Below are 15027 nucleotides of genomic sequence, written 5' to 3'. Positions count from 1 at the left end.
ATGGAAACGGTCATTTCCCTCGAACGAGTCTGGGCGGGCTACCCGAAGACCCCTGTCCTCGAAGACATTAACCTACAGGTACAGGCCTTGGATTTTATTGGTCTGATTGGCCCCAATGGTGGTGGGAAAACCACCCTACTGAAAGTGCTGCTTGGTTTGGTGCAACCCCAACGGGGGACGGTCAAAATTTTAGATCGCCCTGTCACCCAGGGCCGCCGTTACATCGGCTACGTACCCCAGATCCTAGAACTTGACCGGGATTTCCCGATCCAAGTCCGGGATGTGGTAAACATGGGGCGTTTGGGTAAACGAAAATTATTCCACCGCTACAACCGCAAGGACCGGGAAATTGTCCAGCGTTCCCTTGTGCAGGTGGGCATGGCTGATAAAGGCGATCGCCCCATTGGCGAACTGTCCGGGGGGGAAAGGCAACGGGTTTATATTGCGCGGGCCTTGGCTTCGGAACCGAAAATTCTCCTCCTCGATGAACCCACTGCTAACGTTGATTCCCATGTGCAGAATAGTATTTACGAATTGCTCAAAGAACTTAATCAATCCATGACGATTATGATGATTTCCCACGACCTTGGGGCCATCTCCTCCTATGTGAAAACCGTGGGCTGCCTAAATCGCCGCTTGCATTATCATCATGATCGCCTGATCACCCCCACCATGATCGAAGAAACCTACCAATGCCCCGTGGATCTCATTGCCCACGGCATTCCCCACCGGGTTTTTCCGGATCACGCTGATGGTTCTTCCTCGCCAACCCACCACCATTCTTCATCCTGCGACCATGCTTGACGCCCTCCAGTTCGACTTTATGCAAAATGCCCTGATGGCGGGAATCCTCGTCAGCATCGCCTGTGGCATTATTGGGACTTTTGTCGTCGTCAACCGCATTGTTTTTATTAGTGGGGGCATTGCCCACGCTGCCTATGGGGGTATTGGTCTGGGCTATTTTTTTCAATTTAATCCCATTTGGGGGGCGATCGCCTTTGGCTTGATCTCTGCCCTGGGGATGGGCTGGGTTGAACAACAAACCAAACAACGGGGTGATACCCTGATCGGCGTGATGTGGGCGATTGGCATGGCGATCGGCATTATTTTGATCGACTTTACCGAGGGTTATAAAGCGGGTTTAGAGAGTTATTTATTTGGCAGTATCCTGGCGGTGCCCCGGTCGGATCTGTGGCTAATGTTTGGCGTTGACTGTGTGATTATTGCCCTCATTGCTTTACTTTACAAAGAACTCCTCGCCATTTCCTTTGACCCGGTGTTTGCCACGACCCGCAATTTGCCCGTGCGCAGTCTGTATCTCGTCCTCGTGGGTTTAATCGCCCTGACGGTGGTGATGGTGATGCAAATTGTCGGTTTGATTATGGTGATTGCCCTCTTAACGATTCCGGCGGCGATCGCCAGCCAATGGCAGAAAAAAATTACCGCCATGATGGGTTTAGCCAGTCTGTTAGGGATTAGCTTTACGACGACGGGCCTCTGGCTCTCGTATCGCTTTAATCTGACTTCGGGGGCAACGATTATCCTAGTTTCAGGGATTGCCTATCTCCTGAGCCTCGGACTCAAAGCCTACGGCGATCGCCAATCCACCCAACCAGAAGCCTAATGTCCAAGAAACTCACTAAAAACCAACGCACCATTCTCCAGCTCATCCAAGCCAAAGAAACCGAAACCAGCGCCCAAAATCTCCATTTCGAGATGCAGCAAACGGGCCTAAAAATCGGTTTAGCCACCGTTTATCGCGCCCTGAAATTACTGAAAGTCGAGGGCAAAATCCAAGAGCGGGTCACCCCAGAGGGAGAATCGTTCTATAGCAAAATTGGCATGACCGAACACCACCACCACCATTTAAACTGCGTCAACTGCGGCCAATCTTACCCCCTCGATAGTTGTCCCATTAGTCAAAAAATTACCGACTGGTGCCAAACCCAGAAGTTCAAGGTCTATTACCACACCCTCGAATTCTTTGGCCTCTGCGCCGACTGTCAGACTCAGGCCGATAATGCTGAATGTTTTAACGCCAACTGATAATAGGCTTCAGCATGGTCAATTAATTCCGCTGCTTGGGTCTCCCCCACATCCTTGAGGCGCTTGGCAGGAATGCCCACCATGAGCGATCGCCCTGGGACATCCTTTGTGACGACACAACCCGCGCCGATAATACTGCCCGCGCCGACCCGCACCCCATCTAAAACAATCGCCCCAATACCAATTAGGCAGCCTTGTTCAATGTGGGCACTGTGGATCACTGCTTTATGGCCGATGGTGACGTAATCTTCAAGCACCGTCTGTTTACCCGGATCACCATGGAGTACCGCCCCATCCTGGACATTGCTAAAACGACCAATCTGAATCGCCTCTAGGTCACCCCGCACCACTGCCCCGTACCAAATGCTTGATCCCTCGGCGAGGCTGACATTGCCGATCACGGTAGCATTAGAAGCCACAAAGGCCGCTTGGCTCAGATCAGGGGTGGCAAGGGAAACATTAGACCAGGTGGACATGGTGGCTGTTGGCTCATTTTTCCCTATTCTAAAATGAGTTAGCCCGCATTTTTTTACTGCCCCCCCATGCTGCACCAACATCAAAGAGCCTTACAAATCCAAACCCAAGGGAAATCTCTCCATAAAATTACGGCCAAAATCGAGTCCTATGTGGCGGAATCGGGGATAAAAATGGGATTATGCGTCGTGTTTGTGCGCCACACTTCAGCCTCGTTAATCATTCAAGAAAATGCGGATCCGGATGTGTTGTTAGATTTAGAAAACTTCATGGCGAGATTGGTGCCAGAGGATGGCCACTCCTATATCCACAGCGCCGAAGGCCCCGATGATATGCCTGCCCATATCCGCTCGGTGCTAACCAAAACCGCTGAACAAATTCCCATTGCCAATGGTCGCTTGGTGTTGGGGACGTGGCAGGGCATTTATCTCTGGGAGCACCGCAGTTATCGCCATACCAGGGAAGTGGTGGTGCATATTTACGGGGAAAAATAATCCTTGAGAGAGTCGAGATCTAACTGAATTTTGGTGTCGATTAGTTGCCCTTGGGATAAGAGGCGATCGCCACTGACCCAAGCTTGCTCCACGATGAATTGGTACATTCGGCGCGGGGAGTCGTCAAGATAATCTGCTGCTTGCCTGGGTGTCGGTCGTTGGGCGCGCTGGTCGAATCGGCTTAAAACTTGCCGTAGAAGTTCCGATTCGGTTAATTCTGTGGCAATTCCTGCGAAAAAGGCGGCCTTAATGCGACTAGGATCATAAACTGTGACCATCGCCCGGCCTTGGTTCTGGTAAAGATTTTGGGAATGTTGGGCGGCGATCGCCGATGACCAATAGAGTTTTAAACCCTGATCCCAAACAAAAAGTAACGGGCTACTCCAGGGCAAGCCAACCGGCGAACAGGTGCTGAGGCTGCAATAAATCTGCGTGTCGAGTAAATCTTTGACGAGGGCGATCGCCTCTGGATCGGTGGCCTTAGTTGTATCCACCCAGCCGTTTTCTGCCGTTGCGAGTTGTGCCATTTAAGTACCGGTTAAAGTGACGATACCGTAGTGTTCCGGGGAAAGATACTGTCGCACTAAACGCTGGAGCGACTCAATCGTGAAGGTTTCCACCATCTGGGGATAGTGGTGGGCATAATCAAGGCTGCCGAGGGTTTGGTAATAGCCGTAGAGCCCGGCCAACTGACTCGCGCTTTCCGTCGAAAAAATGTGCTCATTACACAGCATGCGTTTCGCCCGACGCAGTTCTTCTTCGCTCACACAACAGGTCTGGAGATCAGCAAGGCGATCGCCAATCACCTGTTCTACATCGTCTAAATGTTCTGCATCGAGCCAGGCCTGGATCGTAAATAAACTAGAGTCCCGTTGCAAAGAGAAACCACTATTAATATCCAAAACCCACTGACGTTTTTCCCGCAATTCTTGCACCAGCCAAGCGGAAGTTGTCCCGGCCAAGATCACTGACAGGAGATCCAGACCCACCGCATCATTAAATTGCTCAACCCCTGTCCCCAGCCAACCGAAGATTAAGCGGGCCATTTGCACATTGGGCATTTGAATTTCATCGCGGCGAATCTCGATCAGGGGGGGTTCTGCCTCCACCTCAAAGGGGGGACATTCAGAAGGCACCTGAAAATCACTAAAGTTGGTTTGGATCAGATCTAGGGCCTGGTCGACTTGAATATTACCAACCATACTGATGATTAAATTTTGGGGTTGATAATGGGTCCGGTGAAAACAGCGCATTTGGTTGGGGGTATAGCCACACAGTTGTTCGGCATTGCCCAAAATCGAGCGGCCATAGGGGTGATTTTCGTACAGGAGACGGCTCAAGGCTTGGAAAGCGAGCCAGTCGGGGTCATCTTGGCTAATACTAATTTCTTCGAGTACTACCTGGCGTTCCCGGATAAATTCGGCGTCGGGAATGGTGGCATTGCGTAAAATATCGCTCAGATAAGGGAGAGTTTCTGGTAGGCGATCGCCCGTAGTACTGAGGTAGAAATGGGCGTAATCGTAACTGGTGGCGGCATTACTCAGCCCACCGCAAGTTTCAACAATTTGATCAAACTCACCGGGACAGACTTGGTGCGATCCCTTAAAGATCATGTGCTCTAAAAAATGGGCCATTCCTTCCCATTCTGTCGGTTCGGCGATCGCCCCTGCTTTAACCCATACATCGGTGACCACCACAGGCGTCCCTGGCAAATATTGATGCACCACCTGGAGGCCATTGGGGAGCGTAAACAATTGCACCGGATCGGGTTGGAGAGAGTAGGGCAAGGGGATAACCGAAGCGAAACTTACCCCCATCATAACCGCTTCTTTTCTGGGGCTTAAAGGAACATGAACTTAGCTAAACAACAACTTTTTTTGCGACGCCCCGATACAGGCTTTAGTTAAGCAGACATTATTAAACATAAACAAGATTTATATTATTTTAGGGTTTATATTCTTTGGGCTTATTACTAGACTGTAGAAGAACAAGGTTTTTCGCCTACTTCCCCAAAAATACTTGCCATGATTTTTTTTTCCCGCCGACCCTCTCTCAAAAATCCCAATCAGCAACTGCGGTTTTTGCCCTCGACATCTTTCGATCTGTTCCAGCCTCTCCGTCAATGGCTCAATGGCCTAGAGATTTGTAATCCAGATCGCGCCCGATTGATTTGCCAACTGGTGCCCGCCCAGTGCCCCTTTGCCCAAGAAATTTCCTTAGCGGGTCTGATTCACTTTAAAATTCCGCCACTGTGTAAGCTCAATCCCCTTTACGAAGAAGTCATCGGCCTACGATTTAGAGCCCTTTGTTACCTCGCCGAAAAATGTCCGAGCGAAGTTTGTCGCTATTGCTAACGCTCTAGGCTGGCCAAATTGCCAATCTTGAAAGTCCAACTCTTGGTTTGCTCCTTAGGATGATGAACTGCCCCAGGACTTCTGAATGATGAAGACGAGGATAATCCATGGTCAAGCTGAAACCAATCAGAGCGTATTCCACCTTATTTCGCTGCACGGCCCAAGCGACGCGGGTTCATCCAGCAACGTAGTTTTTAAATTAATTTAATGCCAATGAAAACGCCTCAAACTTTCTCTCTCCCTTGGTACCGCTGGCTCAATAGCCAATATGTTGTGCGGTTGTTAGAAACGGTTCAAGATCTGATTGTGATTGGCCTGTGTGTTGGGCTGTTTAGCTTTATGGTGTTGCAACTGCGGGAGATGGTGCTTTCGTTGTTGCCGCCTCTGCAATTTCAGACGGTTACTTCTGATATTCTCTTTTTACTGATTTTGGTAGAGCTGTTTCGTTTGCTGATTATCTACCTCCAAGAACACCGGGTTTCTATCGGTGTGGCGGTGGAAGTGTCGATTGTTTCTGTGCTCCGGGAAATTATTGTACGCGGTGTTTTAGAAACGCCTTGGACACAGGTTTTGGTTGCTTGTATTTTTCTGTTGGTTTTAGGGGCGCTGTTGGTGATTCGCGTTTGGTTGCCACCGACCTTTGACGGGATTGATCCGGAGCAAGTCGTCTCACAGCGGCACCGTTCTCGGCGTCATCCCCAAGAAAAAGAGAATCATACGTTGATTTCCTAGGGAAGTATTTTATCGGCAGCACCGGGTTTAAGTAATAGATGACTCGGTGCGATCGCCTTTAATTTGTAGAGCCCAATTGCGGGTCAAGATCATCCGGGGATGGATGATTTTGTGCTGTTTAATGAGGTGTTTCAACATATAGTCACACACTCCTGACACGGCTCGATAAAGATTTTTTTCGCTCAATTGCCGCAGTTTTTGCAGTTTTTTACCATCACCTCGATTCGGTTCTAGGGCATCGGCCACAAAAATAATGCAACTTAATTGATCCATGCCAGGGTGGCCGAGGGTGTGGTTGGCGATCGCCTGTAGAATCTGTGCATCCTGAATCCCAAACTCTGTCCGCGCCACAATTGCACTCACATCTGCATGGAGGAGGTGGGGTACATGGGCACAAATCGAATCAATCTCTAAACCGTGCTGTCGGGCGATTTGCAGCAATTTGGGCGGCGGAAAAAACTTCGCGAGGTCATGTAATAATCCCGCCTGGGCCGCTTGGTCTGGGTCTGTTCCGTGGCGTTGGGCCAAGGCTTGGGCCATTTGTTCGACTCCAAGGATATGCTCTAGGCGATCGCGCGAAACATTGTCTTGCAACCAACTGATCACCTGTCCTCGATCTAGTGTCATGCAGCCCCACTCCTCCGACGAAACATCAAGATCTTTGTACAAAACCCCCTAAATCTCCCTTACTAAAACGATAACGAAAGGAGTTTCATGGGTGATAATCCTAGTGAAGAATACAACCTACGACCGGAAATTGGGATTTTGAGTACTGCCACCCCGACAAACCACCGCACCATTCGCCCCATTTCAACCTATGCCCTCCACGGTGTGGCATTCCACGACGGCTATTTTTGGGCCATTGAAAATATTAATGGCTACTTGATGCGGATCGATCCCCAAACCGATGCAACACAAATTATCAACTCCCGCACTTGGTCAGCTTTTATTGGGGCGACGGGCCTCGCGATCCAAAACGAGATTCTTTGGTTTACCAGCGGCGATCGCCTCTACAAATGTGCCATGACCGACGGCCAATGGAATCCCGAACTCTTTACCCGCTTTCCCGATACCGTCAATGGCGTCGCGATTTCTGGCAATAGCCTTTATGTTTCCTGCCAAAAACGGGGCGAAATTTTTATCTACGATGCCACCAATGGCCGCTCCATTACCAGTCTCTATGCCCCTGGCATTGGCGTTGAAAACCTCGTGATTCGCGGCGAAGATCTCTGGGTTTCCGATAGCCTCGAACAAACCGTTTATTGCCTAGAGCGGGCCACTGGCGAAGTAAAATTCAGTCTACTGACCCCCTTTGAATCCCCCACGGGTTTGACATTCTACCCGAATCCGGAAGGAGGCCCAGACATTCTTTATGTCGCCTACGCTTCCCAAGAACCCTACATTCGCGATAATCCCAACGCCGACCCCAACTACGAACTCCAATACCGCGACGTTACTTTTCTGCATCCCCTCTATTTCCGCTACGATCCAGAGGCAAAATATGCCCTCTCCAATGGCTTTCTCCTGGAGATGAGCTACGTTGAAGAACTATCGCCCCTCGATCCCGTTGAATTGCAGGATCTCGAATGGAAAATTGCTCTCCCTGCCGAGACCGATCGCCAGCAAGTGGTTAGCATCGAACCCGTCGGTCTCCCCTTCACCATTGAAGAAAAAGAAGGCCAAAAGGTCGCCGTCTTTAAATTCGACCAACTCAATGACCGACATCGTCATATCTTTGGCTGGCGGGCCATCCTCAAAGTGTGGGGCATTAAATATCAATTTACGCCGCCGGACTGCGAAAACCTCGCGCCGATTCCAGAAGCACTCCAAGCAAAATATTTGGTGGATAACGAAAATTTGGCCATGGAAACAGAGATTATCCAGCGGGCCGCAACCGATGCCGTGGGGAGCGAAACCAATCTGCTCCGCCAAATGTACAACATCCGCAACTACGTTTATGACCATCTCTCCTACGGCATTAAGCCCCACATCGACACCCCAGATATTGCCCTCCGGCGGGGGGTCGGCTCCTGCGGTGAATATTTAGGTGTCCTCTTGGCTTTGGCTCGGCTCAACGGCATCGCCAGCCGGACGGTGGGTCGCTACAAATGTCCAGCCCACGCCCACCTGAGAAATCTCCCCCTCCAACCCGATTACAACCATGTCTGGATGGAATTTTATTTGCCGGGTTATGGTTGGCTGCCAATGGAATCGAACCCCGATGATCTGTGCGAGGGAGGGCCATACCCAGCCCGCTTTTTCATGGGACTGGCTTGGTACCACGCAGAAATGGCGAAGGGCGTCCCCTTTGAAAAGTTGTACCGCCAGGGGGAAATTGTCCCAAAAGAGCAAGTTTCCCTAGGAGATCTGGCCCTGAACCATGTGCGGTTTACGATCCTTGAGGAATTACAACCTCAATAGTTAGAAAGCGTGTGCAAATCTCAGAGGTTAATCCGGGGCAGGCGATGCTTGAAACCGCAGAGAATTTCCCAAGAAATCGTGCCCAATTGATTCGCCCATTGGTCAACGGTTAGCTGCTGGTCATGATCTGTACCAATGAGCGTCACCACATCACCGACTTGGACGTCCGGAAGATGGCTAACGTCGAGCATCAGTTGATCCATCGTAATCGCCCCAATTTGGGGGGCAAAGGCACCATTAACCAAGACTTTTAAGTTATTGGAGAGGCGACGGGGCACACCATCGGCGTAACCAATGCCCACCACTGCTGTTTTTGTGTCTGTGGCGGTAATAAAGCGATGGCCGTAGCTGACGCCAGTATCGGGGGGCAAAGTTTTCAGTTGAGTAATGCGGGCTTTGACCTGGAGCACGGGTTTGAGGTGAACTTTGGGGCTGAGGTGGGGCGCTGGATAGACACCGTAAATAGAAAGGCCCAAACGCACCAGATCGTAGTGGAGATCGCGGCTGTGGAGGGTGGCAGCGGAATTACTGATATGTCGTTTTGGGATCGGTATTCCCTGTTGTTCGAGTTTGGCGATCGCCGCTTGGAAGCGTTGGTGTTGCTGATCCATCGTCGTGGGGTCTGGGTCGTCAGCGGTGGCAAAGTGGGAGTAGATGCTGGCAATGTTGAGGTGCGGAGCTTGATGAACTGCCGCAACGAAGGGTAGCGCTTCCTCCCAGCGGGTGCCGAGACGGGACATTCCGGTGTCGATTTTGAGGTGTACAGGGAGCGTTTTCCCTAATCGGGCGAGGGCTTCATTAAAAATAGTCACCTGGGACAGGTTACAGAGGGTGGGTTGCAAATCCCAATGGGCGATCGCCTCAATCTCTTCGGTAGTATTGGTCGCCCCCAAAACGAGGATCGGCGCAGTAATCCCGGCTTCGCGCAGTTCGACCCCTTCCCCTAAGGTGGCGATCGCCAACCAACTGGCCCCCGCCTTGAGTACCGTTTCGGCGACCTTGACCGCACCATGGCCGTAGGCATCGGCTTTTACCACCGCCATCAATGCCGTTTGGGGCGCGAGAATGTCCTTGAGGGCACGGATATTAGCCGCCAGCGCTTGATGGTCAATTTCTACCCAGGCCCGTTGGCGAATCGCTTTAGAAAACTGATAATGACGGCACGCTTGGGACACGATATGGGATAGCTGTTCTCCATCTAACACAGGCGATCGCTCCAATTTTGATAAGAATTTTTTGCTTATTTTATCGAGTGTAGAGTCTAGGCTCGTATTTTGGGGCCACAAAAGCAGCAATTACGCTCCACAGAAACAGGCTGATTCCTCCAAACAGAAGGACAAAAAATCGCCCCTTGAATGAACGAGAGGCGATCGCAATTCAGAACTGGAAAAATTAAGCGTTGATGTATTCCTGGAGCGGTTTCACATCGAGGGGATGCTCTTGGAGAGACCGAATTGCTGCCACCGTTGCTCTAGCTCCTGCCAAAGTCGTGATAATCGGCAATTTGTAATCGAGGGCTGTGCGACGAATCATCCGCCCGTCCGCTTGGGATTCTTCCCCAGAGGGGGTATTGATAATGAACTGAATCCAACCATTTTTCATCCAATCGACCACATGGGGCCGCCCTTCATGGAGCTTTAATACCAATTCCACATCTTCAATACCGTTCTCTAGGAGCACTTGACGCGTACCAGAAGTGGCTACAATCCGGAATCCCAATTCCATGAGATCCTTAACCACAGGCACGGCGGCTTCTTTATTGCGGTCATTCATCGAGACAAAGACCGTTCCTTCTGTTGCCAGTTCAACCCCAGCCCCAATCTCCGCTTTAGCAAAAGCCTTACCGAAATCAACATCGATGCCCATCACTTCCCCGGTCGAGCGCATTTCGGGGCCGAGGAGGGTGTCAGTGCCTTCAAATTTGTTAAAGGGTAAGACGGCTTCTTTGACAGCAACGTGTTTCGGGGTAATTTCACCGTCAATGCCTAATTCATCAAGGGTTTTACCGGACATCACCAAGGAAGCAATTTTCGCTAGGGGCCGTCCAGTAGCTTTAGAAACATAAGGTACAGTACGGGAAGCGCGGGGATTCGCTTCGAGGATATAGACTTGGTTATCCTTGACAGCATACTGAATATTCATCAAGCCGACAACCTTAAGGGTTTGGGCTAATTTCACCGTCCATTCACGGATTGTACTAAGGACTTCATCGGGGAGAGAAGTGTGGGGGATTGAGCAAGCAGAGTCGCCGGAATGGATCCCAGCTTCTTCGATGTGTTCCATAATGCCGCCAATAACCACTTTTCCGGTGTGATCACAGAGGGCATCCACATCGACTTCGATGGCGTTTTCGAGGAATTTATCGACGAGGATCGGGTGATCGGGTTCGACCTGAACGGCGTATTTCATGTAGTGGTCGAGTTCTTCGTCGGAATAGACAATCTCCATTGCCCGTCCGCCAAGCACGTAGGAGGGACGCACGACTACCGGATAACCGACGCGATTGGCAATCTTTTGGGCTTCTTTGTAGTCGCGGGCAATGCCGTTGGCGGGTTGGAGAATTTCAAGGTCGTGGAGGATTTTTTCAAAGCGCTCCCGGTCTTCGGCGGTGTCGATCGCATCGGGCTGGGTGCCCCAAATTTTGGTATCAACGGGACAATCACCTGCGTTGAGGTAATTGTCGAGGGGGACGGCTAATTTTAACGGGGTTTGGCCGCCGAATTGGATGATTACGCCTGCGGGGTTTTCGGCTTCGATAATGTTTAAAACGTCCTCTTTGGTGAGGGGTTCAAAATACAGGCGATCGCTGGTGTCGTAGTCCGTGGAAACGGTTTCGGGGTTGGAGTTGACCATGATCGTTTCGTAGCCCGCATCGCTGAGGGAGAACGCCGCATGGCAGCAACAATAGTCGAATTCAATTCCCTGGCCAATGCGGTTGGGGCCACCGCCGAGGATCATCGCTTTGGGGCGATCGCTGGGTTCAACTTCCGATTCGGTGCCGTCGTAGGTGGAGTAGTAGTAGGGCGTAAAGGCTTCAAATTCTGCCGCACAGGTGTCCACGAGTTTATACACGGGTAAGACACCAATGGATTTGCGGTAGGCGCGCACGGCATCTTCGTTGGTTTTGGTGGCGTAGGCAATTTGGCGATCGCTGAACCCCTGTTGCTTAATCACCCGCATATCCGCCGCCGAAATTTCCGTCAGAGGGGTCTGTTTCATAAAGCGTTCCGTGACCAGCAATTCTGCCATTTTGTCGAGGAACCAGATATCAATCGCCGTCAAATCATGAATTTCTTCGACGGTCATCCCCAATTTCAACGCCTGATAAATGGTGAAAATCCGGTCGGGATTCGGTGTCCGTAAGCTCGTCGAAATGTGGCTCAGGCTGGGTAATGTTTCCTGGCGTTCTCCTCCGGAGCCGCTTTGCGGAGCGCAGCCAAAACCATACCGTCCCGTTTCAAGGGAGCGTAACGCCTTTTGGAAAGACTCTTGGAAGGTGCGCCCGATCGCCATCGCTTCGCCCACGGATTTCATTTGGGTGGTGAGAATCGGTTCTGAACCGGGGAATTTTTCAAAGGCAAAACGGGGAATTTTCGTGACCACATAGTCAATGGTCGGTTCAAAGGAAGCGGGAGTTTGCTTCGTGATGTCGTTCGGAATTTCATCGAGGGTGTAGCCCACCGCCAACTTCGCTGCAAATTTGGCGATCGGGAAGCCCGTTGCCTTCGAAGCCAGGGCAGAAGAACGGGACACGCGGGGGTTCATCTCGATGACAATCACTTCGCCGTTGAGGGGGTTCACCGAAAACTGAATGTTCGAGCCACCCGTTTCGACACCAATTTCACGAATAATTTTCAGGGAGTAGTCTCGCAACCGCTGATATTCCTTATCGGTCAAAGTTTGGGCCGGGGCCACGGTAATCGAGTCACCGGTGTGTACCCCCATCGGGTCAATATTTTCAATGGAGCAAATAATCACGACGTTATCGGCGAGATCCCGCATCACCTCCAGTTCGTATTCTTTCCAACCGAGGAGGGATTTTTCTACGAGAATCTGGGATACGGGGGAGGCTTCTAAACCGGACTTGCAGATTTTTTCGTATTCTTCTTGGTTATAGGCGATGCCGCCGCCACTACCGCCCATGGTGAAGGCTGGCCGAATAATGAGGGGGTAACTACCGATTTCGATGGCGACTTCCCGTGCTTCTTCCATCGTGCTGGCAATGCCGGAAGGACAAACGGGGACACCGATCCGGGCCATGGCTTCTTTAAAGAGGTTGCGATCCTCGGCCATCTCAATCGCTTCTAATTTCGCACCGATCAACTCGACGTTGAATTTTTCGAGGGTGCCGTTCTTCGCCAGGGAAACCGCTGTGTTTAAGGCCGTTTGGCCGCCCATGGTGGGGAGCAGGGCATCGGGCCGTTCTTTTTCGATGACTTTAGCGACAATTTCGGGGGTGATTGGCTCAACGTAGGTGCGATCGGCGGTCTCTGGATCCGTCATAATCGTGGCTGGGTTGGAGTTGACCAAGACCACTTCATAGCCTTCCTCCCGCAACGCCTTACAGGATTGGGTGCCGGAGTAGTCAAACTCACAGGCTTGTCCAATCACAATGGGGCCAGAACCAAGGATTAGAATTTTTTTGATATCGTCGCGGCGAGGCATAGGGCTACTACGTTCACTTTCGAAATTGTCTCAATCATTCTATCTGCTCTGATGCCGATTCTTAACGCGATCTGGGGCGGAACGGCAAGCCAAGTTAGATTTAGCTGACATCCGTGGTTTTGTGGCGATCGCCTTGGGGAAAATATCGTCAGTTCCTCACCGCTTTGGGGAAGATCGGCGTTTAGGGGAATGGCTTGATGCCGTAAGATTTACCGAGAGAATTGATTGTGATTTCCTGCGAGGGCTAGTGCCGTTATGACAGAAGCTAAAAAAACCTGGAGCGATCGCTTTGATACATCGCTACATCCGGCGATCGCCGTGTTTAATGCCAGTATCGGCTTTGATATTGAACTGATCGAGTATGACATTACGGGTTCAGTGGCCCATGCCCAGATGCTCGCCCACACTGGGATTATTTCCGCCGAAGAAGGTAAAATCCTCGTCCAAGGTTTAGAACAAGTCCGCCAGGAATATCGCAAGGGCAACTTTCACCCCGGCGTCGAAGATGAGGATGTCCATTTCGCAGTCGAAAAACGCTTGACGGCAATTGTTGGCGATGTGGGCAAAAAACTCCACACCGGGCGATCGCGCAATGATCAGGTAGGCACGGATATTCGTCTCTATCTGCGGGACAAAATTCGCGGCATTCAGCAGCAATTGCGAGACTTTCAACAGGTTTTATTGAATCACGCGGAAAACCATGTGGAGACTTTGATTCCCGGCTATACCCACCTGCAACGGGCGCAACCAATTAGCCTCGCCCATCACTTGATGGCCTATTTCCAGATGGCCCAACGGGATTATGAACGGTTGGATGATGTCTACAAGCGCACCAATACTTCTCCCCTTGGTTGTGGCGCTTTGGCGGGGACAACTTTTCCCATTGATCGCCATTTCAGCGCGAATTTACTCGGCTTTGAACGCCTCTATCAAAACAGTCTCGATGGGGTCAGCGATCGCGATTTTGCCATCGAGTTTTCCGCCGCTGCCAGCTTGATCATGGTGCACCTGAGCCGCTTGTCTGAAGAGATGATTTTCTGGGCCTCGAAGGAATTTAGTTTTATTAGCTTAAAAGATAGTTGTGCGACGGGTTCGAGCATTATGCCCCAGAAGAAAAACCCGGATATTCCGGAATTGGTGCGCGGCAAAACAGGTCGCGTGTTTGGACATCTCCAAGGGTTACTCGTGCTGATGAAAGGCTTACCCCTCGCCTATAATAAGGATTTGCAAGACGATAAAGAGGGCCTTTTTGATACCGTTAAAACAGTGCAGGGTTGCCTCGAAGCGATGACCATTTTGCTCGGTGAGGGGATTGAATTCCGCACCCAACGCCTTGAGGAAGCAGTAAACGAAGACTTTTCTAACGCGACCGATGTGGCTGATTATTTAGCGAGTAAAGGGGTGCCGTTCCGGGAAGCCTATAACCTCGTGGGCAAAGTAGTGAAAACCAGTCTTGCCGCTGACAAATTGCTCAAGGATTTGACGATGGACGAATGGAAAGCATTACATCCTGCCTTTGAAGAAGATATCTATCAGGCGATCGCCCCCCAGCAAGTCGTGGCAGCCCGTAATAGTTATGGAGGCACAGGTTTTGAACAGGTACGGCAGGCGATCGCTGAAGCCCAAAATCTTCTGACCAATCCCTAGCATTTCGCTGGAGGGGGTATCGAGAAGATACTTTCTTTGTAATGGATAGTGGCGATCGTTATTGCACTAATGATTTGTTAGCGAGCTATAGTGTTTCCTCTCAACCATTCTACTAATGCTTCTCGTCCTAGCTCACCCGATGCGATCGCCGACTCCAACAAGCCTAAATCTCGAATGCCAAATGCCCCACCGGA

Annotated in this window: 14 protein-coding genes; 8 read left to right on the top strand and 6 right to left on the bottom strand. The window is 50.9% G+C overall.

Annotated elements, in window-relative coordinates; all coding sequences use genetic code 11:
* From AACQ84_RS12595 to AACQ84_RS12585, 3 genes are read left to right on the top strand one after another with little or no spacing between them, the layout of a single operon-like run.
* Complete coding sequence (locus tag AACQ84_RS12595; RefSeq protein WP_012308096.1) at positions 1 to 804, top strand: metal ABC transporter ATP-binding protein; 804 nt, start codon at positions 1 to 3, stop codon at positions 802 to 804.
* Positions 797 to 1624 (top strand): metal ABC transporter permease, encoded by an 828-nt coding sequence (locus tag AACQ84_RS12590; protein WP_041443629.1) that lies wholly within the window; start codon positions 797 to 799, stop codon positions 1622 to 1624. Before AACQ84_RS12595 ends, AACQ84_RS12590 begins: the two co-directional genes overlap by 8 nt.
* Positions 1624 to 2046, top strand: coding sequence for a Fur family transcriptional regulator (locus tag AACQ84_RS12585; RefSeq protein WP_012308094.1), 423 nt, complete (start codon positions 1624 to 1626; stop codon positions 2044 to 2046). The genes AACQ84_RS12590 and AACQ84_RS12585 overlap by 1 nt, the downstream gene beginning before the upstream one ends.
* Here AACQ84_RS12585 and AACQ84_RS12580 read toward each other — a convergent pair.
* Positions 2010 to 2522: a gamma carbonic anhydrase family protein gene (locus AACQ84_RS12580; protein ID WP_041443627.1), complete on the bottom strand. Its 513-nt coding sequence runs from the start codon at positions 2520 to 2522 to the stop codon at positions 2010 to 2012. The genes AACQ84_RS12585 and AACQ84_RS12580 overlap by 37 nt on opposite strands.
* Positions 2523 to 2588: 66 nt before the next feature.
* Between AACQ84_RS12580 and AACQ84_RS12575 the strand changes: the two genes are divergently transcribed.
* A complete protein-coding gene (locus AACQ84_RS12575; protein WP_012308093.1) occupies positions 2589 to 3014 on the top strand; it encodes a secondary thiamine-phosphate synthase enzyme YjbQ in 426 nt (141 codons plus the stop codon).
* Here the strand turns inward: AACQ84_RS12575 and AACQ84_RS12570 are convergent.
* Together AACQ84_RS12570 and AACQ84_RS12565 are read right to left on the bottom strand one after the other, a co-directional pair.
* Positions 2999 to 3541: a pyridoxamine 5'-phosphate oxidase family protein gene (locus tag AACQ84_RS12570; protein WP_012308091.1), complete on the bottom strand. Its 543-nt coding sequence runs from the start codon at positions 3539 to 3541 to the stop codon at positions 2999 to 3001. The genes AACQ84_RS12575 and AACQ84_RS12570 overlap by 16 nt on opposite strands.
* Entirely contained in the window at positions 3542 to 4801 is a 1260-nt protein-coding gene (locus AACQ84_RS12565) for a M16 family metallopeptidase (RefSeq protein WP_041444002.1), read from the bottom strand.
* Positions 4802 to 5038: 237 nt separating this feature from the next.
* Here AACQ84_RS12565 and AACQ84_RS12560 point away from each other — a divergent pair, with 237 nt between their 5' ends.
* Positions 5039 to 5368 carry a Mo-dependent nitrogenase C-terminal domain-containing protein gene (locus tag AACQ84_RS12560; protein ID WP_012308089.1) on the top strand — a complete coding sequence of 110 codons (330 nt, stop codon included), beginning with the start codon at positions 5039 to 5041 and terminating at the stop codon, positions 5366 to 5368.
* Positions 5369 to 5581: 213 nt separating this feature from the next.
* Positions 5582 to 6100 carry a phosphate-starvation-inducible PsiE family protein gene (locus AACQ84_RS12555; RefSeq protein ID WP_045442251.1) on the top strand — a complete coding sequence of 173 codons (519 nt, stop codon included), beginning with the start codon at positions 5582 to 5584 and terminating at the stop codon, positions 6098 to 6100.
* Positions 6101 to 6127: 27 nt separating this feature from the next.
* Here the strand turns inward: AACQ84_RS12555 and yqeK are convergent, their stop codons facing one another.
* A complete protein-coding gene (gene yqeK, locus AACQ84_RS12550; RefSeq protein ID WP_012308087.1) occupies positions 6128 to 6727 on the bottom strand; it encodes a bis(5'-nucleosyl)-tetraphosphatase (symmetrical) YqeK in 600 nt (199 codons plus the stop codon).
* An 87-nt stretch (positions 6728 to 6814) separates the two neighbouring features.
* Here yqeK and AACQ84_RS12545 point away from each other — a divergent pair, with 87 nt between their 5' ends.
* Positions 6815 to 8521: a transglutaminase domain-containing protein gene (locus tag AACQ84_RS12545; RefSeq protein ID WP_012308086.1), complete on the top strand. Its 1707-nt coding sequence runs from the start codon at positions 6815 to 6817 to the stop codon at positions 8519 to 8521.
* A gap of 20 nt (positions 8522 to 8541) precedes the next feature.
* Here AACQ84_RS12545 and alr read toward each other — a convergent pair whose 3' ends face one another.
* Positions 8542 to 9726 carry an alanine racemase gene (gene alr, locus AACQ84_RS12540; RefSeq protein ID WP_143589398.1) on the bottom strand — a complete coding sequence of 395 codons (1185 nt, stop codon included), beginning with the start codon at positions 9724 to 9726 and terminating at the stop codon, positions 8542 to 8544.
* Positions 9727 to 9913: 187 nt separating this feature from the next.
* A complete protein-coding gene (gene carB, locus AACQ84_RS12535) occupies positions 9914 to 13186 on the bottom strand; it encodes a carbamoyl-phosphate synthase large subunit (protein WP_012308084.1) in 3273 nt (1090 codons plus the stop codon).
* 255 nt (positions 13187 to 13441) lie between these two features.
* On the opposite strand from carB, the gene argH reads away from it, so the two are divergent.
* Positions 13442 to 14833, top strand: coding sequence for an argininosuccinate lyase (gene argH, locus AACQ84_RS12530; protein ID WP_012308083.1), 1392 nt, complete (start codon positions 13442 to 13444; stop codon positions 14831 to 14833).
* Positions 14834 to 15027: the final 194 nt, after the last annotated feature.

Source organism: Picosynechococcus sp. PCC 7002, from assembly GCF_963860125.1.
Classification (GTDB): domain Bacteria; phylum Cyanobacteriota; class Cyanobacteriia; order Cyanobacteriales; family MRBY01; genus MRBY01.
This window is presented reverse-complemented; position numbering and strand designations above follow the sequence as displayed.

Bases quoted from the DNA above. Each gene is read 5' to 3' on its own strand.
- AACQ84_RS12570 (WP_012308091.1), bottom strand. From the start codon at position 3,541: ATGGCACAACTCGCAACGGCAGAAAACGGCTGGGTGGATACAACTAAG.
- AACQ84_RS12575 (WP_012308093.1), top strand. From the start codon at position 2,589: ATGCTGCACCAACATCAAAGAGCCTTACAAATCCAAACCCAAGGGAAA.
- AACQ84_RS12580 (WP_041443627.1), bottom strand. From the start codon at position 2,522: ATGTCCACCTGGTCTAATGTTTCCCTTGCCACCCCTGATCTGAGCCAA.
- AACQ84_RS12590 (WP_041443629.1), top strand. From the start codon at position 797: ATGCTTGACGCCCTCCAGTTCGACTTTATGCAAAATGCCCTGATGGCG.
- carB (WP_012308084.1), bottom strand. From the start codon at position 13,186: ATGCCTCGCCGCGACGATATCAAAAAAATTCTAATCCTTGGTTCTGGC.
- AACQ84_RS12555 (WP_045442251.1), top strand. From the start codon at position 5,582: ATGAAAACGCCTCAAACTTTCTCTCTCCCTTGGTACCGCTGGCTCAAT.
- AACQ84_RS12560 (WP_012308089.1), top strand. From the start codon at position 5,039: ATGATTTTTTTTTCCCGCCGACCCTCTCTCAAAAATCCCAATCAGCAA.
- AACQ84_RS12545 (WP_012308086.1), top strand. From the start codon at position 6,815: ATGGGTGATAATCCTAGTGAAGAATACAACCTACGACCGGAAATTGGG.
- AACQ84_RS12595 (WP_012308096.1), top strand. From the start codon at position 1: ATGGAAACGGTCATTTCCCTCGAACGAGTCTGGGCGGGCTACCCGAAG.
- yqeK (WP_012308087.1), bottom strand. From the start codon at position 6,727: ATGACACTAGATCGAGGACAGGTGATCAGTTGGTTGCAAGACAATGTT.
- argH (WP_012308083.1), top strand. From the start codon at position 13,442: ATGACAGAAGCTAAAAAAACCTGGAGCGATCGCTTTGATACATCGCTA.
- AACQ84_RS12585 (WP_012308094.1), top strand. From the start codon at position 1,624: ATGTCCAAGAAACTCACTAAAAACCAACGCACCATTCTCCAGCTCATC.